Genomic DNA, 17,545 nt, shown 5'->3' on the forward strand with positions numbered 1-17,545 from the left:
AGATGCTTGTAAGAGAAATTATACCTTCAGATGCAGAGAATTTTGGGTATCTTACACAACAAGTTGAAATGACTTCTGAATTTATGCTTTGGGAGGCGGGGGAAAGGAAGGCAAATCCCGACCAGCAACGAAAAATGATTGAGAGAATTGGTGCCAATGGTAATTCTACAATTCTTGTTGCCGAAGAAAAAAGCCAATTAATCGGTTTTCTAATGGCGATTGGTGGTAATGCCAGGAGAAACAAGCATTCCGTGTATATTGTTGTCGGTATCTTGAAGGATTCTAGAGGTAAAGGTGTAGGCACAAACCTGTTTGAAGAACTTGAAAAGTGGGCATTAGCGCACCAAATCCATCGTTTGGAATTAACCGTTGTGACTCGAAATGTAGCGGGATTAGCATTATATCAAAAAATGGGTTTTGAAATCGAAGGAACGAAGAGACATTCCCTTTTTATTGATGGTGAGTTTGTGGATGAATACTATATGTCTAAGCTTTTATAGAAGGAAGAGAAGGTGTGATAATCCAAGCAGGAATCACATCTTTTTTGTGGAACTTAACATAAAAAGGAAAAATGCTAATAAAATCTTTCACGATTGAGACTTGGCAACATACAGATGGTAAGTGAATGCGCTCAGGGGAGAAAAAGATCCGGTTTCTAAAAGGAGGACCATATGAAAAACATATATATGATCAGGCATTGTGAGGCTGAGGGCCAGGAACCTGAAGCGCCTCTAACAGAAAAGGGCAAACAACAAGCCATTAATTTAGCTGCTTTTTTTGAAAAACGAAAAGTAGATCGAATCATTTCGAGTCCGTTCAAACGTGCCATCCAAACAATTCAAGCACTGGCAGGTGAACGTGATCTTGTTATCGAAATGAATCATCAATTATCAGAACGTGTTTTAAGCGCAAGGAATATGCCAGATTGGTATGATAAATTAAGAGATACATATGTGAACTTTGATCTGAAATATGAAGGTGGCGAATCGAGTCGAGAAGCAGTAAGCCGAATCATTGAGGTTGTTGATGAAGTTTTGAAAAGTGATGCTGAGAATACAATTATAGTGACACATGGTGGTCTATTGTCACTGCTATTAAATCATTACAATAAAAACTTTGGATTCGAGCAATGGGCAGCACTTAGCAATCCGGATGTATATCTCTTAACTGGAGAAAATCAAATCACTTTCAAGCGACTTTGGGAATAAACTGTAACGTTATTTCTCAAAAAGTTATAGAGTAAAAGTGAAAGGGGAATTCCCATGAAAACACTTGGACTCGCGCTTTCGGTAACGATTGCCCTGTTCTTTATCAGCATGTTTATTATAGCTCCGGTCATGTCCAATATTGGCTATTCATCTGTTGAATCGTCCTATCATCTACAAACACACGCATTATTAATAACCCTGATTTTTACGGTTATTCTTTGTACCCTCCTTGGCACAAGATATATTGTAGAAGAACTAAAAAAAGCAAAGGCTAAGCACTAATTGAGCGTTGACCCAATGGCAGGTCAGCGTTTATTTTTGTGTAAATAAACTGAAACTTCTGTAAATATAAAACGTAAGATATAGAGAAGGGAGTGGGTTTCTTGAAGAGATATATGATTTTTGTGTTATTGGTATCGGTGCTGGAATTAATCCTGCTTTTCGGTATATCTCTGTTTTTGGATATAAACCTCGTAAACACAATGTTTATTGGTTCCTGCATTTTCATCATTTTTGCATTTTTAATGAGTTCCACGGGTGATATCTTTTCGAAAAATAGTCAAAAGGCCATTTTCGATATGTTTTTGGGAAGCTACAAACCACAGCACGAGAAAATGACATTAAAAATTAGTCCATTTCTAGTTGGCTCGATCTTGTGTTTTGGAATGTATTTTGTTTTGTATTATTTAGGGATTTTGACATGAGGAGAAAATAAATGAAAAAAGCCCTTTGTATAACAATCCTAGTTTTATTGATGCATTCAATCTCTGCTCACGCTCTTAGCTGGGCGTATTTCTTTGTCGTTCATGATGGAAAAGTATACGAGGTAAAAGAAGAGTTGCTACTCAAACAAACTGAACTTGGAAAAGCGATAGGTAAAGTGGAAACCGAGGCTGATGGGTATAGTGGGGACTATTATGGAAATGCATCAAACTATTATGAAATCGGTACACGCTATTATAAGATACAAGGTGTCCCAATCACCGAAGCAATTGCAGTTGAAACTGAAGAAGGGCTGTATGTAATAGCGGTCTATGTCCACGATGCTGCACCTCATATCAAGAATCTCCTCACAAGCTCCTATTTTTGGGTTATCTTAGGAATAGGGATGGTTCTATTGGTGGGGATTAATGTGTTAAAATCAAAACAAAGCTGATTTACTAGGAGTGTTCCAATTTTGACTTATATCAAAACTGTATTACCTAGAAAGCTACTAACCGCATCTATCTCAAGTTCCCTTTTCGCAATCTTGTTTGGCTTATTTTTTCCAGGTTCATTTGGGAGTGAAATCAACTCGATAAAAGAATATATGTGGAGTTTTTCAGCAACAGTACCATTCTACCTCATGTACAGCTTTCCAGTCATCCTCGTTTACGGAACGGTAACTTCTGTCATTAGCGACTTCCTTTCAGGACTCATTACGAAAAATAGGTTAAAACGAATGGAACCATATCTGTCAGCAGTATTTCATTTCTTATTTGGTTTCGTTCTCCAATGGATAAGTCTAGTTGCTGCCATCTTGTTTTTTGTAACAGACCGTATTTTAGGCAAAAAGAAGAACAGATACACTTGGAGCCATGGTTTAAAAAGCCTAATCATTCCATTTCTAATCTGGATCCTTTTCATGGGAATCATATGGATTATGGATTTCATTAGGGATGGTGGAGATCACATCGTTTATTAGTAGTAAAATATGTGGGTAAATGGAGGTTTCATAATGAGTCCTTTTATTGCACTTTTTATTATTTTATTTGCCATTGTGGCAGATTACTTTTGGTTTGATACGGATAAGAAGAGATGGGGTTGGATGAAAGATTGGTCAAAACTCAGTAAAGGGTTATTTTTTTTAGGATTTGCGGTCTTCTCGATATTAATTTACATAGGTTTAAGTTTCAAATATTTACACTAATTGGCGGATCTAAAGTAAGATGAGGTGCCATTCTTCTAATAGGGGGAGTTTACTTGAACCAGAAACTAAGAAAATCTGCAAAAGATAGGTCTATAACTGGTGTTTGTGGAGGTATTGCTGAATTTTTTGGCATATCCTCTTTTGCTGTTAGACTAATCTTTATTCTTTTACCACCTGCGAACATACTAATCTATATCATTCTTGCAAATACGATGTCTGATAGTCCACGGTCTCTTTATTAATAAAGAAATACGTTAGAGGTGATTAAATAGGGAGTGTGAACCAAATGGAAGTATACGATAGAGAAAATGTTACTTGTGTTGAATTAGAGGTTCCGAATATGCCAAACCTCTTTTTATTCGTAACGGATGGAATGTTAGTTGATACTGGAGCTAAAAGCTATGAAACTCAAATTATTCCTTTTTTAAAAGAAGCATCATTTGATCTTGTTGCATTAACACATAGTCATGAAGATCACACAGGTACAGCTCCGTGGATACAGGAAAACCTTAATGTTCCGATTTATATATCGCCTCTCGGTGTCGACACTTGCTTGCAATTTGCCCCATATCCACAATATCGCCAAATTATTTGGGGCAAACGAAAGCCATTCAGACCACTTCCGATATCAGATACAATACAGTCTCGGAAAAAAGAGTGGAAAGTATTACATACACCAGGCCATGCTGAGGACCATATTGCTTTATTGAATAAAGAAACTGGAATTTTGTTCACAGGCGATTTGTTTGTATCACCAAAAACAAAGGTAATAATGAGGTCTGAATCTATCCCTCAAATCTTGGACTCAATTCGGAAGGTTCTTACCCATGACTTCGGTCCAATGTTTTGCTGTCATGCCGGCTACATACAAGATGGACAAAAACGGATGCAACAAAAGCTTGACTACCTTGAAAATCTTTGCGGCGAAGTAAAAAATCTATATGAAATTGGGCTTTCCATAGAAGAAATTAATCAAAAGATTTTCCAAAGAAGATACCCAATTACGTTTGTATCAGAGGGTGAGTGGGATACTTTGCATATTATTACTTCAATTATCGGTGGTAATAAAAAATCTTAGGCAGATATTCTACATAAAAAAATTTAATTGTTAAGGGAGTATTGTTTCTATTGACAATTAATTCCTTTTGGATATAATTTAAGTAATTAAGTAATTACTTAAATACCGATGATGGAGGTCGTATAAGTGGCCATCAATGATTTATTTAAAGCTTTATCTGATGAGAATAGAAGAAAGATCTTAGACCTTTTGAGAAAAGGAGATTTGACGGCTGGTGAGATTGCTGAACATTTTGAAATGAGTAAAGCAGGTATTTCACAGCACTTATCTGTATTGAAAAATGCTGAATTAGTATTTGCGATAAAAAGGGGGCAGTATGTTTACTATTCATTAAATTCAACTGTTTTTCAAGAAGTATTGAAATGGATTATACAGTTCCATTCAAATAAAAAGGAGGAGAATATATGATCAATAAAGTTTTTATAAGTATTTTAACCCTGTTTTCATTTGGGATCAGTATTTTTATATTGGCTACCACTTCCGTAGAAAATACAATATATGGTCCTCAGGAAGTCATATTGTTTAGCATCCCATTAGCCATGGTCATTGTTAACAGCAACTTGTTTATACTTCCCAAACTGATTAAATCACCTGATTCCTACCTACGATTTAAAAAAGGACTTGAAAATATATTTTTGGCCTTATCACTACTATTAACCATTCTCCATATAGGTTTAATATTATCTGTATCCGGTTTTGACATTAATCTAATCCTATTAGTCCCTTTAAGCGTAGGGGTTGTCCTTATCACCACAGCAAATACACTTCCGAGATTTCAACTAGAAATGCCAACATCCTCAGTGCTATCTAAATCAACTCACCAAGTTTGGAACATTGTCTTACGTCCTTTTTCTATTCCTTTGATTATAGGAGGATTAGTGATGTTATTTTGTGCATTACTTCCAGAGCACCTCATACTAAGTGGGTTCCTAACGGTCCTTTTTTGTACATTATTGATTTCCATCTTACTTTCATTTAGAGCCTATAAAACTCATTTGAATAAATGTTAAGCTTCGCAAGAATAAAAGCTAGGGAATACCTATTCAGGTCTTACCCTAGCTTCACAGAAACCTTTTAAACTGTTAAGAACAAACTCACCAGATTGTTTGGCTGAACTTTTAAATAGCTTATCAATCATATTCATAACAGGTCGGAAATACGTTGTTTCAAACTCTTGCTCGATAATGGTATGATTGGCATGGTGCTGTAAACGATACGAAAAAGTCATCTTATAGGTTTGTGATTCAAGTTCAAAAGCGAAGAACGATGGGCGGGTAACTTGCTTATTTCTCCCCTGTAATGTAACCTGTTCTTTTTCTTCCACGGCTGTAAGCTGAAAGCTCGCACCAGGATGAGATTCGTGCTTGAGGTTAGAATAATGGATAGACGTCACATTCGGAAACCATTTTTCACGCAAATGGGCCTTCGCAATACAGTCAAATACGTCTGTAATGGGTGCTTCGATAACAATTGATTGTTTCATAGGAATACCTCGTCATTTTTATTAGATTAAACATAGCAGAAAAGGTGATATTTGTGGAGAGAATTTTTGGACTAGATCCTGTAGTTGGAGAAGACCCAAAAGTATTAATCCTTGGTTCGATGCCAAGTGTAGAGTCACTTCGGAAACAAGAATATTACGGGAACAAACGAAATCATTTTTGGAAAATCATGTTCCAGCTTTTTGATAGTCTCGAGCAGGAAGAATACGAGGATAAGATTGCATTTATAAAAGACAAAAACATTGCCCTTTGGGACGTGCTATATAGCTGCCAACGTGAAGGAAGTTTGGATTCAAATATTAAAAATGAAGAACCGAACGAAATTGAGTCTTTTGTTAAATGTAACCCAACCCTTCGCCTAATCGTTTGTAATGGCACAAAAGCCTATAAAAGCTATCAAAAATACATTGGGCTTAATCGCTTTCCAAATCATGAGGTGATTAAACTACCTTCCACAAGCCCCGTTCCCGGAAAATACAATAAAACTCTTGAAGGCAAGCTCCAAGAGTGGAAAAAGATTAAAGAGTATTTATAACACTTTTTTTAGGTCTTCCTCCATTTTTTCAGGCTCAGTTTGTGGGGCATAGCGGCCCACAACTTGGCCATTACGGTCTACTAAAAACTTGGTGAAATTCCATTTGATCGCTTTTGATAAAACACCTTTTTGTTGTTCTTTTAGGTATTCAAACAATGGGTCGGCTTTCTCACCATTTACATCAATTTTTGCAAACATCGGGAATTTTACGCCATAATTTATTTCGCAAAATGAAGTTGTTTCATCAACATTTTCAAACTCTTGATTTCCAAACTGTGCAGACGGGAACCCGAGAACAACTAAACCATCTTCTTGATATTTATCATAAAGCTCCTGCAACCCCTTAAACTGGGGTGTAAATCCACATTTACTTGCTGTGTTGACGATAATTAGTGGTTTTCCTTCATATTCCTTCAGCGCTTTTCTTTCACCATTTGGCATGGTTACTTCAAAATCATACACACTTGCCATTATTACCACTCCCTAAAGTACGACTTATCCCAATCGTAAATGATGTTAGATTTGGATTCAAGTTTGGACTTCTTTTCATACAGATTTTCATGTAAGATTCAGTGGAGAGAGAATTTTTTGAAAAAATGAGGGTGTAGAATGAACCAGTCGTTGAAAGAGTGGAAGTTCCCAGCGATGCTATTAACTGGGTTAGGATTATCCTCTTTGGGGGATTTTATTTATCTTGTAGCTATTAATCTACTTGTTTTAAAAATGACCGGATCAGCCGCAGCAGTTGCTGCTCTTTGGGTTGTCGGTCCAATTACGTCAATCCTCGTAAATGGATGGTCAGGAAGCATTATTGACCGCTCCAATAAAAAGAAGATCATGATCATCACAGATATCGTCCGAGCTGTTGCGGTTGCCATCATCCCATTACTTCCAAGTATTTGGATGATTTATGCCTTATTATTTGTAATCAGTGTTGCTAAATCTTTTTTTAATCCTACATCAACTACTTATATGACTGCCCTCATCCCGAAGGAACAGCGGAAGACGTTTAATTCGATTAGAAGCTTGGTTTCTTCAGGTGCATTTATCACAGGACCTGCGATTGCAGGTGTGCTCCTCATCGTGGGGAGTCTTGAAATCGCCATCTATAGTAATGCCATTTCCTTTGTCATTTCTGCTATACTCATCGCATTTTTACCGAATATTGATAGGAATCAAAATGACATAACGGAAAAATTTCAAATGAAGAACTTACTAGAAGATTGGAAAGTGGTTATTCGCTTTGGAAAAGAGGCATTATTTGTGATGATCATTTATTCCAGCTTTGTTATATTTGATATTTTTACGATGGCTATGGATTCGCAGGAAGTTGTTTTTACACAACGGGTAATTGGTCTAACTGAAGTGGAGTATAGCTTACTAATGAGTGTAACAGGGATTGGCTATGCGGCTGGAGGATTATTGGTGATTTTTATTTCACGATTTCTATCGATTCGCGCCCTGATCGGAACAGGACTCTTTATGCTTGCAGCAGGCTATTTCATCTACTCCCTGTCCACATCCTTTACGATGGCAGCCACTGGTTTTATTATATTAGGCTTCTTTTTTGCCTTTTCAAATACAGGCTTTACCACCTTTTATCAAAACAATGTACCAGTGGAAATCATGGGTCGTGTCACAAGTATTGTAAGTGTGCTGCAAAGTGCAGTTTCTGTTGTTTTCCTATTATTTATTGGAATCATGGGCGACCTCCTGCAGTTACGCTACACGATTGTTACATTGTCTATTGTTAGCGTGGTGCTTGCCGTTTTTGTGATCATCCTTGTTTCTCAACCGACGAAAAAAGTGTACTTTTCAGAGGATAAGGCAGGATAGATATGTATACATAAGCTCAAATCATGAAAAATGCTGCGACCCTAAAAGTCGCAGCATTCACTCATCAACAATCTCAACTTTACTAGCTTTTGCCTGAGCTGGGGCAGACTCCGCAATCCCGCCATCCACCACAATTTTTACTTTTTGCCCAACCTCGAGCTTAGATACAACTGACTTGTCAATAGAACTAACGTTGAAAAAAATACTTGAATAATAGTACTCGTCATAAATTTCTTGATCTGTTTTTGTCTCAAATTCGGCTCCAGTAATGTGTTCATTGACTAGGATTCGCTCCCCGATCCCAAGAATGTAGCCAGTAATGGTTGTTTCGGCACTATTGCCCGATTGCCCGCCTGTTCCACAACTTGCAAGCAACAAAGTGAAAAAGCTAAAAAGTAAAACAATTCGTCTCATATTCTCACCTCATCTTATTTGGCGAAAATTCATGTGAAAAGGTTACGAACTAGAAAAATAGTACGTGATTTTTTGTAAAATTATGTTAAAATATTTGAAAAGCAAAGGGGTAGGGAGATGAAATTTGTTCATTTATTTGGACCTCAAGCAGTTGGGAAAATGACGGTAGGACAGGAACTAGCGAAAATAACAGATTTAAAGCTGTTTCACAATCACATGACAATCGATTTAGTCAGTCATTTTTTTGATTATAGTACAAAAGAGGGGAAACGATTAGTTAAATTGTTTCGTCAGGAGATTTTTGAAGAAGTATCAAAGAGCGATTTAGATGGCATGATTTTTACGTATGTTTGGATGTTTGATATGAAGTCAGATTGGGAGTACGTGAAAAATTTATCTGAGCTTTTTGAATCAAGAGGGGCAACGGTTTATTATGTAGAACTTGAAGCCGACTTGGAAGAGAGACTCAAAAGGAATAAAACGCCAAATCGTCTTGAACATAAACCTAAAAAAAGGGATATTGAATGGTCTGAGAATGACATTAAAAAGACAATGGAAAAACATCGCTTGAATTCATTTGATGGTGAAATTACATTCGATAACTACATCAAAATTGACAATACACACCTAAGCGCTGTAGAAGTAGCCAAAATGATCAAAGAAAGATTTCAATTATAAAAAACGCTTGGCATTTGTGTGAAACTGTATGATCTTACAATAGGAAAATGTGCAGTTCACATTTGCCAAAGCGTTTTCCAAATCAGTTATTCTTATTTAATTCATCTCGAAGCAATTCCAATCTTCTTTCCAATTCATGTGTGAAATGCTCACGTGCTTGCTTTGCGTCCATATCTGGAGAGGCAATATACATGGGTTCACCAAAAATAAGCCTTGCCTTTTTAAACTTGATTAATTCACCAATCGTATTTGGCCCAATATACACAGCGGGAACGACTGGTACCTTGCTGCGCTGTGCAATCGTAATCGCTCCTTGTTTAAGCGCGGACTGCTCATTCGTACGAGTTCCACTTGGAAAAATTCCCACGATTTCCCCTTTTGAGAGTAATCTAGATGGAATTTTTAACACACTCGGACCAGGGTTATCACGATCTACTGGAAATGCGTTTAACTTTGTTAAAAAGCCACCAATAAATTTGTTTTTGAACAATTCCTTTTTTGCCATATAGTGTATTTGTCGAGGGAGTAGGGAAACACCAAGCCACAAAATATCAATATAACCTGTATGCGTACAGGCAACAACATAAGCACCGTCCTTTGGCAACTGTTCCTTGTTAAAAACCTTAATTCCACCTGTAGTTGTAAGGATGCCTTTTACTAAATTTGCAATAAAATGATACACGTAACTTACCCCTTCATAAAAAACTTCTAAACTAGTAAGATTATAGCATGAAAGAATGGGTCGAAAATACCAAAAAAGCGAGGATCTGCATGAAAAAAATCATGGTAATCGGAATATCTGCTGGCGTTGGAAAATCTACATTTGCTCAAAAATTAGGTAATAAAACTGGAATTGACGTGTTCCATTTAGACAGCTACTTTTGGAAACCAGGATGGGTGGAGGCTACACTTGAGGAATTCAGACAATCTCAGGAGGAGATTCTAACGAAAGATACCTGGATTATCGACGGCAATTATAGCAAAACCTTCGACCTTCGTGCAGAGCAAGCCGATACCATTATTTATCTCGAACTACCAAGATATATGTGCTTATACCGTGTCCTCAAACGCTATTTAACACACATTGGAAAAAAACGCTCAGACCTTGGCTGCACTGAAAAGTTAGATTGGAAGTTTATCAAATTCATCTGGACGACCTATAAACCAAGAATACATAAAATGCAGGAAAGGCTTAACCGATTAGCAAAGGATAAAACTGTGGTCATCCTACGAGGGGAAAAGGAAATTCATGATTTTATGCGTAAATTGTAGAGAGTAATAAAAAAACACCCTAAAAAGGTAAGTAGTTCGTTTTAGTGGTGAAACAGTAGGCCTTTTCCAAAGGATATTTACATAATGGTGGTGATAAAAATAAAAACTCTCGCCTTATATATTTTTGGATTTGTTCGATTTATTATTTTAATTATATCCATTTTATTAAGTATATGGTTCTTCGTAGTAACTGTATTTTCAGGGATTGCTGCAATAGGAGGAACTCAAGAAGATTGGGTTTATGTGTTAACACAATATCTATATTTTCTTGTTTGTGCTTTATTAATAGGTTTGATGAATGAATTCGAAAAGAAAATAAACAACGAGGATTATGATATAAGCTCAAATATTTGGTTATTCGATTTATATTTGCTTATCTTAATAGCTCATTATGAATTGCCTAAAAAACTACTAATGAAATTGATGGGACGTTCAAAATAAAAAGCCAGGTCAAATTTCCTGGCTTTTGTGTTTGTGGTACGTATTTTGCATTTTTTCAACTGCTTGGTGACCGAACTCATTTTTAATAGCAGTGCCTAAACGGGTGTGGGTGATTCAAGGAGAGTGCCCTTCTTTGTTGGATCTTTAACTACCAGGGCAGGTTAGTGAAGAAGGATTTAATCATTGTATGTAGAATCACTATTCTTAAAAGCAACTCAGTTTAGAAACCTTTACCCTTTAGAACGTAATAATTACAAGGTAGGTGGTCTGAAATGAATAAATTGTCTAAAATAGGAAAATTACTGGCTTTTATTGGTGTCGGGGTAATTGCATTTGGCATTGTGTTGATGATAAAAGATGACGGTGGAACATTTACTGCTCTTGCAATGCCTTTCATATTTATAGGTTTATTAGTAATAATGGCGTCAATCTTGTTTTTAAGAAACTTGAGTAAAAAGGCGTTTCATACAAATAACTTTATCGTTTTGTTTATGTTACTGGCTTTTAACACGATAGCCTTATTTGGGGCTGAATTTAGCGGAGGAGCAGAACCTTATACGCTGTTTGCAACTGGAGTTTCATTTGTATTTTGGGGAATTTTTTATTTTGTTCAATTTGCACGTCCCAACCGGATTTGGCGAATTTCTTGGTTTTTCATTATGTTACTATTTTTATTTTTTTGGGAAACAGGACTTGGTACATTAGTTGGTCTACTGTTTTTTAACTAAAGGGTGCAAGAGTCAATATCAAAGCTGTCTCGTAGGCAGCTTTTTCTTTTAGTACTAACAGGCAGATTTGTTCAATAAGAAATCAATGGAGGTATAGTTATGTGGATAATATTCGGGGTTATTGCAATCATTGTTACTTTTATAAATCTTTATATGTATACAGCTGGAAAGGATTATAAGCTTGCTATGGCGATGGGTTTATCATTTACAGCATTAACACTTTGTGCAGAATACAGTCTTGTTTCGGATTGGGTAGAAGTGAAAGATTGGGCAGCTTTAGAGGATGTAGTACCTAGTATGGAAAGGGCATTATGGTTTTTGACAATTGTTTCTATCATACTAAATATAGCACCTATACTTTTAGAACGAAAAGGTAAGAAATAAAGAATGATTGTCATATCATTTATATAAAACGCAATTAATCTGTAAGTCTTTATGTAGAGCAACGGGTAGCGATTGCGTAATAAGCAGCCCTTCTTTGCTGACGAATAGGTTAATGGAATAACGATTTTAGATATTATGGTGGAAGGGATGACCAAAATAAAAACAGTTCTTCAAGCAGTTATGAGTTCAGTTATCATTCACTTAGTCTATATCGTTGGTCAAATGGTAGTCGGTTATATAAAAACAAGAAACTACAAACTAGATATTGTAAGTGCTCGGGATAAAGGTGAGACACTTCAAAATGATGTTGTTTTTGGTAAGGCTATATCTCCTTTTATTTACTTATTAACATTTATCGGTGTAACCGTTATCTGTGGAATTTTTATATTTTTATATAAAAAGTTACTGTACTAATGAGTAGCGTTTATTAAAAAAGGAGTGCACTTTTCGTATTCAATTAAAAGTAAGTAAATTAACGATAGTTGCTCTCCTATTATAGGGGAGAAAGCTTTAATAGGGTGTATGCTAAAATATAGAAAAAGGTAAACTTTGGATGCACACACTGCAATAAGACTTATTACAGTATTGAGTTCTTGATATATGCCATCAAGTACATATTATGAAACAGTGCTTTAATAAAGGAGTTGTATAAAATGAATGAAAATAAAGGTACAGAAATAAAACGCTCTTCAAAAGCAGAAAACATTCTAGCTCAGATTAATAGTAAAACTAAGCTAGGCGACTTACGAAAAATCGCGAAGGACATTAAAAAGGATCACGAACTAGCTATGGAACTATGGTCAACCGAAGAGTTTTTGCCCAGACTATTAGCAATCTTAATTATGGACAAAAAACTTCTTTCACCAGATGTGCTAAATAAGCTTGAGAAGGATATGCAGACTCACACTCTTGATGAGCGAAATAACTTAATGGACTGGTTAATGGCTAATCAGCTCACCAAAGACAAGAAGAAGATTGCATTGATGGAGTCATGGGAAAATAGTCCTTCTGCTCTTCAAAGGCGAGCTTTCTGGTATTATCAAGGGCGGTTGAGATGGACTGGACAAACACCGCCTGATAACACCGAGGACTTGCTATCTGCAATGGAAGCTAATATTACGCAGGAAGAACCGGAAGTTCAATGGGCTATGAATTTTACCGCTGGCTGGATAGGCGTTTATGATGAAAAGAATCGTGCACGTTGTATTAAACTTGGTGAGAAAACGGGACTTTACAAAGATGAAAAAGTATCAAAAGGATGTACTCCCAACTATTTGCCAGAGTTCATTAAGATTGAAGTAAATAAACGAAATAAAAACTAGTTACCTCTGTACTGTTCAGAAGGAAATAAATAAGGACGATTTCCACAATAAAGGTGATCGTCCTTCTTCTTGGCAAAGTTTCAGTCGTTTCAAATAAGAACTTTATTCTTTTTCAACTAACGAAGTTTTCTATTGGAGGGAGAAGGATGGTAAAAATACTAGAATTAGCAAGTAACGAAATAATACAACAAGTATCTGACCTATATAAAGAAGTTTGGAAGAGTGAGGATAATTCGATAAAAGAACGGATTATAAAACATAGCTCATATAAGGGGTATAGAGGGTTCGTAATCCTATCTAAAGAAGACAAAGTAATAGGCTTTTCATATGGGTATACTTCATTACCTGGACAGTTTTATCACGAGTTACTTGCAAAGGAATTTAATTCAGAAGAGTATCATAATTGGTTAAAAGATTGTTTTGAATTTGTTGAATTAGCAGTCCATCCATCATACAGAAAACAGGGGCTTGGTAAATTGCTAAGTACAAAACTATTAGAAAACCTTGAAAACAAGACCGCTATATTAACAACTCAAAACGATAATAATTCTGCCCGGTCACTATATGAGTCTTTGCATTGGAAGGTTCTAAAAGAAGCTTTTTACCCAAGCAATTCGAAACAGCCATATGTAATCATGGGTAAAGAATTAATGTAGTCCTTCTTCACAAGTTAACGAGAGAAAGGTATTTCTACTTATTGATACAAATCTACCTCCAGTTGCGAAGTATATGGAATATCTCTATAACAAGGAAATTCTGGAGCAGTATGACAGTTCCGTCGTCCACCATTGCTAATAAAGACTATTATTTATATAATTGATTAGAAAAATTAGTAAGACCTGAGTTTTTTTGGAGGGAAGAAAGTGGATTTTGATTTTGGTGCAATCAGTTATTTAGCAGTAATTTTAAGTGCGGTTGCTATCTGTATTCTTGGTTCAATCTGGTATTCACCAAAGGTATTCTGGAATACTTGGCAAACATTAAAGGGATTAAATCAAGAGGATCTACCCAGCGTGGGAAAAGTGATGACTAGTTCGATTTTGATGGCTATTGTTAATTCCTTTTTGTTAGCGAATATTGCCAAGTGGGCAAATATAGGTGGTTGGGCAGATGGGTTATGGCTCGGGTTACTAGTAGGTCTTATCATCGCAGGCACTTCTGCCACGAATGCCCTATATGAGGGGATGAAGTTGAAACTTTACATGATAACGGCTGGTTTTCATGTGATCAGCATGATACTTGCTGGGATCATTATAGGGAGTTTCTCTTGATACTTTCACTCAAAATTATTGGATCTTTTCGGATAAGATACTTTTAATAGTACATGACGGTCACTCTAGTAGAATGACCGTTTTGTCGTATTTGTGTTCAATGTTGGACTATTTACGCAAAAATACATTGAAAACAAACAAGTAATAATTTTTTTCAACAAAAGGGTGCGTGAATCCAAGAAGGATTAACCACCATTTGTGAAATTCTGGGGGGAGAAAGATTGCTAAATAAAATTAAACGTCCCATTTATATCCTGCTATTTGTATTTCTTGCTATCTATTGTATTGATTGGTTTTATTTTGATTATACACGCTTCAATGATGAATACCTTTTTGAATCTACCTCTCCAAATGAATCTTTCACAATAAAAATATTTCGTTCTAAAACAGATACGGTCACTCCTATCGTGTTGGGGGAGTTAACCATAAACAAAAAGAATAAAGAAACAAAATTTATCTACTTTGATGAAGTGGATAATGCGAAAATTGAATGGCTTGATGATGATACCGTCCTTATTAATAACGTCCCGTTAGAACTACCAGAAGAATACTGGCATATTCGAGAAGGAGTAAAAAAAGGAAGTTTATAGTTCCTATAAACATTTTTATTGAATTGACTTAAATCCTAAGCAGGTGTATTCCTTACTTAACGAACGAAGCAGTTTAGTTTAACATGGAGTACCGTCAGTTTTATCTTGTTACAAAACTATACATAAGGAGTTTTAGCAATGGAAAAGTGGGATTTATATGATAAGCATCGTAATAAAATAGAGAAACAAATAACTCGTGGAGATGAAATGATATCAGACGAGTTTCATTTAGTAGTACACGTATGTATATTTAATTCAAAAGGAGAGATGCTCATTCAGCAGCGTCAGCCCTTTAAGCAAGGATGGTCGAACCTTTGGGATATCACTTGTGGTGGTAGTGCGGTTGCAGGCGATACCAGTCAGCAGGCTGCTTCAAGAGAGTTATTCGAGGAATTAGGGATTCATTATAACTTCGAAAAGATACGTCCATTATTTACTATTAACTTTGAACGTGGCTTTGATGATTTTTATTTAATTGAATATGACGTTGATTTGAATGAATTGAAGTTACAGACTGAAGAGGTACAAGCAGCCAAATGGGCTTCTAAAGAGGAAATCATAAAGCTAATCGAACAAAAAAAATTCATACCTTACTATGAGAGTTTCATTGCGTTTCTTTTTGAAGGTCGACATCATTATGGCTGTATTCGTCTGTAAGATGTGTAATTTTGCAATGATAACGCATTTAAGGAATTAAGTTTATAAAGGCGTATAAAAGATGGTGAAGTATTGTACTTAAAGTAAGGGGTGCGTTGATCTAAGAAGGATTGAGGCACTTTTTTGTTGAAGTTATAAAACGAAACATACGGAATTGTTAGATAAGGATGGAATGATTATAATTTTTAGTAAAATATCAAAAGGTGTGAAGCAAAAGATGCATTTAAAATATGAAGTTTTACCAATTGAAAAAGCTGACTCTTGTAAAGAGTTGTGTAATGAACTTATGGTTTTTCAAAAATCAAAGGCAAAAATTACACCTGAATTGTTTGATGATATGAATTTTGAGACTAGGATGCTTTCTTCTATAAAAAGTGCTATAGACAATCAAATAGTGGTTGTAAAAGATGGGGATCAAATAGTTGGTTATGTTTATTCAAATATCTCTCCTAAAGAAGCCTACTCGAATGATTTCGCAACTTTCTTTGACCTTTCTTCTGTTAATGGAAAGAATGTAGGGTGTTTATCTCAGTTTTATATAAAAGAAGAATATAGACGATTTGGGATTGGCTCAAGGCTATTTGATATTTCAATGAAATGGTTGTATCAATTTGATGATATAGAGGATTATTTTATTTTTGTTTCAAATGGTAATGATGCATTAGAATTTTATAAACGAAAAGGTTTTGCTGTGAGCCACAATATTTTGAATGGATTCATAACTGTTTTACGAAAAAGATTTCCAGATCGTTAATTTTGAATGTGAGGGATTACACTTAAACGAACGGGTGCAAGAGTTGAAAATCAGAGCTGTAACGAAGGCGGTTTTTTCTTGTTTAACTAACGGTGCAGTTTAGTTGAAGAAGAAGAAGAACACAATCTTTTAAGGAGGAGAATTCCTTATTAGTATGGAATTTATAGGTACAACTGCTAGTTGGATATTTAGGTAAAAAGGGAGAAAGTTGCGATGAAAATTGAAAAAGATATAACTCTTGAAGGAGATACAATTTCACTTATTCCTCTTGAAATCAAGTATAAGGAAGTCTTGTTTAAAGCTTTACAAAGCCCTGAAGTATGGAAATATACCTGGCGAGAAGTTAACACAGTGGATGATTTGGAACAAATATTAATAATGGCTGTTAATAATAAGCAGGAAGGTAAACAAATACCTTTTATTATTAAGGATAATATGACAGGTCAAGTAATAGGGACAACTCGCATTGGCGATATTGATAAAGTAAATCGTAATGTGGAAATAGGTTGGACTTGGCTTTCACCAGAGGTTTGGAAAACAAAGGTAAACACCGAATGTAAATTTTTATTACTTAAGTATTGTTTTGAAGAATTAAAGGTCCTTCGTGTCCAATTTTCAGTTAGTGGACAAAACTTACGTTCTCAAAAAGCAGTTGAACGAATAGGGGCAACAAAAGAGGGTACTTTTCGTAAACATAGGGTAAAGGCAGACGGTACCATTCACGACAATATTTTTTACAGTATTATTGATATTGAATGGGACTCAGTTAAACAAAAATTGATAGATTTATTAGCGAAAAAATATTAATTGCCATAATGCTCTTTTAAAAAAATTCTATATGGAAGAAGTTTAAGTGTTTAACTATCAATACATTGTGAAGGATTGTACTTAAATGTAGTGTAGTGCTTTAATAAATTAATGCTAATTCCTAAAAACACAAAATCGCCTATTTTTTTGTTTAATATT

At 35.6% G+C, this 17,545-nt stretch carries 29 protein-coding genes; 25 read left to right on the plus strand and 4 right to left on the minus strand.

Annotation, left to right across the window (positions count from 1 at the left end):
* Window positions 1-2 precede the first annotated feature (2 nt).
* The 10 genes from ACR65M_RS05545 to ACR65M_RS05590 all read left to right on the plus strand — a co-directional run bounded on the left by ACR65M_RS05545 (window position 3) and on the right by ACR65M_RS05590 (window position 5,205).
* A complete protein-coding gene (locus ACR65M_RS05545; protein WP_440272776.1) occupies window positions 3-500 on the plus strand; it encodes a GNAT family N-acetyltransferase in 498 nt (165 codons plus the stop codon).
* A 171-nt stretch (window positions 501-671) separates the two neighbouring features.
* The gene (locus ACR65M_RS05550; protein WP_440272777.1) at window positions 672-1,208 is read left to right on the plus strand and encodes a histidine phosphatase family protein; all 537 of its coding nucleotides are present in this window, start codon (window positions 672-674) and stop codon (window positions 1,206-1,208) included.
* Window positions 1,209-1,262: 54 nt separating this feature from the next.
* Entirely contained in the window at window positions 1,263-1,490 is a 228-nt protein-coding gene (locus ACR65M_RS05555; RefSeq protein WP_440272778.1) for a hypothetical protein, read from the plus strand.
* A 433-nt stretch (window positions 1,491-1,923) separates the two neighbouring features.
* Window positions 1,924-2,364, plus strand: coding sequence for a hypothetical protein (locus tag ACR65M_RS05560; RefSeq protein ID WP_440272779.1), 441 nt, complete (start codon window positions 1,924-1,926; stop codon window positions 2,362-2,364).
* A gap of 21 nt (window positions 2,365-2,385) precedes the next feature.
* Window positions 2,386-2,892 carry a hypothetical protein gene (locus ACR65M_RS05565; protein ID WP_440272780.1) on the plus strand — a complete coding sequence of 169 codons (507 nt, stop codon included), beginning with the start codon at window positions 2,386-2,388 and terminating at the stop codon, window positions 2,890-2,892.
* Between the two features lie 33 nt (window positions 2,893-2,925).
* Window positions 2,926-3,117 carry a hypothetical protein gene (locus ACR65M_RS05570; RefSeq protein WP_440272781.1) on the plus strand — a complete coding sequence of 64 codons (192 nt, stop codon included), beginning with the start codon at window positions 2,926-2,928 and terminating at the stop codon, window positions 3,115-3,117.
* A gap of 53 nt (window positions 3,118-3,170) precedes the next feature.
* Window positions 3,171-3,359 carry a PspC domain-containing protein gene (locus ACR65M_RS05575; protein ID WP_440272782.1) on the plus strand — a complete coding sequence of 63 codons (189 nt, stop codon included), beginning with the start codon at window positions 3,171-3,173 and terminating at the stop codon, window positions 3,357-3,359.
* A 44-nt stretch (window positions 3,360-3,403) separates the two neighbouring features.
* Complete coding sequence (locus ACR65M_RS05580) at window positions 3,404-4,195, plus strand: MBL fold metallo-hydrolase (RefSeq protein ID WP_440272783.1); 792 nt, start codon at window positions 3,404-3,406, stop codon at window positions 4,193-4,195.
* 132 nt (window positions 4,196-4,327) lie between these two features.
* Entirely contained in the window at window positions 4,328-4,603 is a 276-nt protein-coding gene (locus ACR65M_RS05585) for an autorepressor SdpR family transcription factor (RefSeq protein WP_440272803.1), read from the plus strand.
* Window positions 4,600-5,205 carry a hypothetical protein gene (locus ACR65M_RS05590; RefSeq protein ID WP_440272784.1) on the plus strand — a complete coding sequence of 202 codons (606 nt, stop codon included), beginning with the start codon at window positions 4,600-4,602 and terminating at the stop codon, window positions 5,203-5,205. The genes ACR65M_RS05585 and ACR65M_RS05590 overlap by 4 nt, the downstream gene beginning before the upstream one ends.
* A gap of 29 nt (window positions 5,206-5,234) precedes the next feature.
* Here ACR65M_RS05590 and ACR65M_RS05595 read toward each other — a convergent pair whose 3' ends face one another.
* Window positions 5,235-5,678 (minus strand): SRPBCC family protein, encoded by a 444-nt coding sequence (locus ACR65M_RS05595; protein ID WP_440272785.1) that lies wholly within the window; start codon window positions 5,676-5,678, stop codon window positions 5,235-5,237.
* 53 nt (window positions 5,679-5,731) lie between these two features.
* Here ACR65M_RS05595 and ACR65M_RS05600 point away from each other — a divergent pair, with 53 nt between their 5' ends.
* Window positions 5,732-6,232, plus strand: a complete 501-nt coding sequence (locus tag ACR65M_RS05600) for a DNA-deoxyinosine glycosylase (RefSeq protein ID WP_440272786.1) — start codon at window positions 5,732-5,734, stop codon at window positions 6,230-6,232.
* On the opposite strand, the gene ACR65M_RS05605 is transcribed toward ACR65M_RS05600, so the two are convergent.
* Window positions 6,227-6,703: a glutathione peroxidase gene (locus ACR65M_RS05605; protein ID WP_440272787.1), complete on the minus strand. Its 477-nt coding sequence runs from the start codon at window positions 6,701-6,703 to the stop codon at window positions 6,227-6,229. The genes ACR65M_RS05600 and ACR65M_RS05605 overlap by 6 nt on opposite strands.
* Window positions 6,704-6,841: 138 nt before the next feature.
* Between ACR65M_RS05605 and ACR65M_RS05610 the strand changes: the two genes are divergently transcribed.
* Entirely contained in the window at window positions 6,842-8,068 is a 1,227-nt protein-coding gene (locus tag ACR65M_RS05610; protein WP_440272788.1) for an MFS transporter, read from the plus strand.
* Between the two features lie 57 nt (window positions 8,069-8,125).
* On the opposite strand, the gene ACR65M_RS05615 is transcribed toward ACR65M_RS05610, so the two are convergent.
* Window positions 8,126-8,482 (minus strand): YobA family protein, encoded by a 357-nt coding sequence (locus tag ACR65M_RS05615; RefSeq protein WP_440272789.1) that lies wholly within the window; start codon window positions 8,480-8,482, stop codon window positions 8,126-8,128.
* A gap of 117 nt (window positions 8,483-8,599) precedes the next feature.
* Between ACR65M_RS05615 and ACR65M_RS05620 the strand changes: the two genes are divergently transcribed.
* A complete protein-coding gene (locus tag ACR65M_RS05620) occupies window positions 8,600-9,160 on the plus strand; it encodes an ATP-binding protein (RefSeq protein WP_440272790.1) in 561 nt (186 codons plus the stop codon).
* Window positions 9,161-9,242: 82 nt separating this feature from the next.
* Here ACR65M_RS05620 and ACR65M_RS05625 read toward each other — a convergent pair whose 3' ends face one another.
* The gene (locus tag ACR65M_RS05625; protein ID WP_341330198.1) at window positions 9,243-9,842 is read right to left on the minus strand and encodes a lysophospholipid acyltransferase family protein; all 600 of its coding nucleotides are present in this window, start codon (window positions 9,840-9,842) and stop codon (window positions 9,243-9,245) included.
* Between the two features lie 89 nt (window positions 9,843-9,931).
* Here ACR65M_RS05625 and ACR65M_RS05630 point away from each other — a divergent pair, with 89 nt between their 5' ends.
* From ACR65M_RS05630 to ACR65M_RS05685, 12 genes are all read left to right on the plus strand, one after another.
* Window positions 9,932-10,432: a P-loop NTPase family protein gene (locus ACR65M_RS05630; protein ID WP_440272791.1), complete on the plus strand. Its 501-nt coding sequence runs from the start codon at window positions 9,932-9,934 to the stop codon at window positions 10,430-10,432.
* 84 nt (window positions 10,433-10,516) lie between these two features.
* Entirely contained in the window at window positions 10,517-10,873 is a 357-nt protein-coding gene (locus ACR65M_RS05635) for a hypothetical protein (RefSeq protein WP_440272792.1), read from the plus strand.
* Between the two features lie 272 nt (window positions 10,874-11,145).
* Window positions 11,146-11,601 carry a hypothetical protein gene (locus ACR65M_RS05640; protein WP_440272793.1) on the plus strand — a complete coding sequence of 152 codons (456 nt, stop codon included), beginning with the start codon at window positions 11,146-11,148 and terminating at the stop codon, window positions 11,599-11,601.
* Window positions 11,602-11,700: 99 nt separating this feature from the next.
* On the plus strand, window positions 11,701-11,985 hold the full coding sequence (locus ACR65M_RS05645) for a hypothetical protein (RefSeq protein ID WP_440272794.1): 285 nt from the start codon (window positions 11,701-11,703) through the stop codon (window positions 11,983-11,985).
* A gap of 147 nt (window positions 11,986-12,132) precedes the next feature.
* Complete coding sequence (locus ACR65M_RS05650) at window positions 12,133-12,399, plus strand: hypothetical protein (protein WP_341330203.1); 267 nt, start codon at window positions 12,133-12,135, stop codon at window positions 12,397-12,399.
* A gap of 239 nt (window positions 12,400-12,638) precedes the next feature.
* Complete coding sequence (locus ACR65M_RS05655; protein ID WP_440272795.1) at window positions 12,639-13,307, plus strand: DNA alkylation repair protein; 669 nt, start codon at window positions 12,639-12,641, stop codon at window positions 13,305-13,307.
* Window positions 13,308-13,453: 146 nt separating this feature from the next.
* On the plus strand, window positions 13,454-13,963 hold the full coding sequence (locus ACR65M_RS05660) for a GNAT family N-acetyltransferase (protein WP_440272796.1): 510 nt from the start codon (window positions 13,454-13,456) through the stop codon (window positions 13,961-13,963).
* Window positions 13,964-14,170: 207 nt separating this feature from the next.
* Window positions 14,171-14,578, plus strand: coding sequence for a DUF1761 domain-containing protein (locus ACR65M_RS05665; RefSeq protein ID WP_341330206.1), 408 nt, complete (start codon window positions 14,171-14,173; stop codon window positions 14,576-14,578).
* Window positions 14,579-14,799: 221 nt separating this feature from the next.
* Window positions 14,800-15,168: a DUF5412 family protein gene (locus ACR65M_RS05670; RefSeq protein WP_440272797.1), complete on the plus strand. Its 369-nt coding sequence runs from the start codon at window positions 14,800-14,802 to the stop codon at window positions 15,166-15,168.
* A gap of 138 nt (window positions 15,169-15,306) precedes the next feature.
* Entirely contained in the window at window positions 15,307-15,825 is a 519-nt protein-coding gene (locus ACR65M_RS05675) for an NUDIX hydrolase (protein WP_440272798.1), read from the plus strand.
* 154 nt (window positions 15,826-15,979) lie between these two features.
* On the plus strand, window positions 15,980-16,579 hold the full coding sequence (locus tag ACR65M_RS05680; RefSeq protein ID WP_440272799.1) for a GNAT family N-acetyltransferase: 600 nt from the start codon (window positions 15,980-15,982) through the stop codon (window positions 16,577-16,579).
* A gap of 213 nt (window positions 16,580-16,792) precedes the next feature.
* Window positions 16,793-17,386, plus strand: coding sequence for a GNAT family N-acetyltransferase (locus tag ACR65M_RS05685; RefSeq protein WP_440272800.1), 594 nt, complete (start codon window positions 16,793-16,795; stop codon window positions 17,384-17,386).
* Window positions 17,387-17,545: the final 159 nt, after the last annotated feature.

The sequence above is a fragment of the Ferdinandcohnia sp. SAFN-114 genome (assembly GCF_059415045.1).

Excerpts from the sequence above, each read along its gene's own strand:
- ACR65M_RS05605 (WP_440272787.1), bottom strand. The coding sequence starts at position 6,703 with ATGGCAAGTGTGTATGATTTTGAAGTAACCATGCCAAATGGTGAAAGA.
- ACR65M_RS05615 (WP_440272789.1), bottom strand. The coding sequence starts at position 8,482 with ATGAGACGAATTGTTTTACTTTTTAGCTTTTTCACTTTGTTGCTTGCA.
- ACR65M_RS05590 (WP_440272784.1), top strand. The coding sequence starts at position 4,600 with ATGATCAATAAAGTTTTTATAAGTATTTTAACCCTGTTTTCATTTGGG.
- ACR65M_RS05630 (WP_440272791.1), top strand. The coding sequence starts at position 9,932 with ATGAAAAAAATCATGGTAATCGGAATATCTGCTGGCGTTGGAAAATCT.
- ACR65M_RS05685 (WP_440272800.1), top strand. The coding sequence starts at position 16,793 with ATGAAAATTGAAAAAGATATAACTCTTGAAGGAGATACAATTTCACTT.
- ACR65M_RS05570 (WP_440272781.1), top strand. The coding sequence starts at position 2,926 with ATGAGTCCTTTTATTGCACTTTTTATTATTTTATTTGCCATTGTGGCA.
- ACR65M_RS05645 (WP_440272794.1), top strand. The coding sequence starts at position 11,701 with ATGTGGATAATATTCGGGGTTATTGCAATCATTGTTACTTTTATAAAT.
- ACR65M_RS05660 (WP_440272796.1), top strand. The coding sequence starts at position 13,454 with ATGGTAAAAATACTAGAATTAGCAAGTAACGAAATAATACAACAAGTA.
- ACR65M_RS05555 (WP_440272778.1), top strand. The coding sequence starts at position 1,263 with ATGAAAACACTTGGACTCGCGCTTTCGGTAACGATTGCCCTGTTCTTT.
- ACR65M_RS05550 (WP_440272777.1), top strand. The coding sequence starts at position 672 with ATGAAAAACATATATATGATCAGGCATTGTGAGGCTGAGGGCCAGGAA.
- ACR65M_RS05595 (WP_440272785.1), bottom strand. The coding sequence starts at position 5,678 with ATGAAACAATCAATTGTTATCGAAGCACCCATTACAGACGTATTTGAC.
- ACR65M_RS05560 (WP_440272779.1), top strand. The coding sequence starts at position 1,924 with ATGAAAAAAGCCCTTTGTATAACAATCCTAGTTTTATTGATGCATTCA.
- ACR65M_RS05580 (WP_440272783.1), top strand. The coding sequence starts at position 3,404 with ATGGAAGTATACGATAGAGAAAATGTTACTTGTGTTGAATTAGAGGTT.
- ACR65M_RS05655 (WP_440272795.1), top strand. The coding sequence starts at position 12,639 with ATGAATGAAAATAAAGGTACAGAAATAAAACGCTCTTCAAAAGCAGAA.
- ACR65M_RS05635 (WP_440272792.1), top strand. The coding sequence starts at position 10,517 with ATGGTGGTGATAAAAATAAAAACTCTCGCCTTATATATTTTTGGATTT.
- ACR65M_RS05610 (WP_440272788.1), top strand. The coding sequence starts at position 6,842 with ATGAACCAGTCGTTGAAAGAGTGGAAGTTCCCAGCGATGCTATTAACT.
- ACR65M_RS05545 (WP_440272776.1), top strand. The coding sequence starts at position 3 with ATGCTTGTAAGAGAAATTATACCTTCAGATGCAGAGAATTTTGGGTAT.
- ACR65M_RS05675 (WP_440272798.1), top strand. The coding sequence starts at position 15,307 with ATGGAAAAGTGGGATTTATATGATAAGCATCGTAATAAAATAGAGAAA.
- ACR65M_RS05650 (WP_341330203.1), top strand. The coding sequence starts at position 12,133 with ATGACCAAAATAAAAACAGTTCTTCAAGCAGTTATGAGTTCAGTTATC.
- ACR65M_RS05640 (WP_440272793.1), top strand. The coding sequence starts at position 11,146 with ATGAATAAATTGTCTAAAATAGGAAAATTACTGGCTTTTATTGGTGTC.
- ACR65M_RS05620 (WP_440272790.1), top strand. The coding sequence starts at position 8,600 with ATGAAATTTGTTCATTTATTTGGACCTCAAGCAGTTGGGAAAATGACG.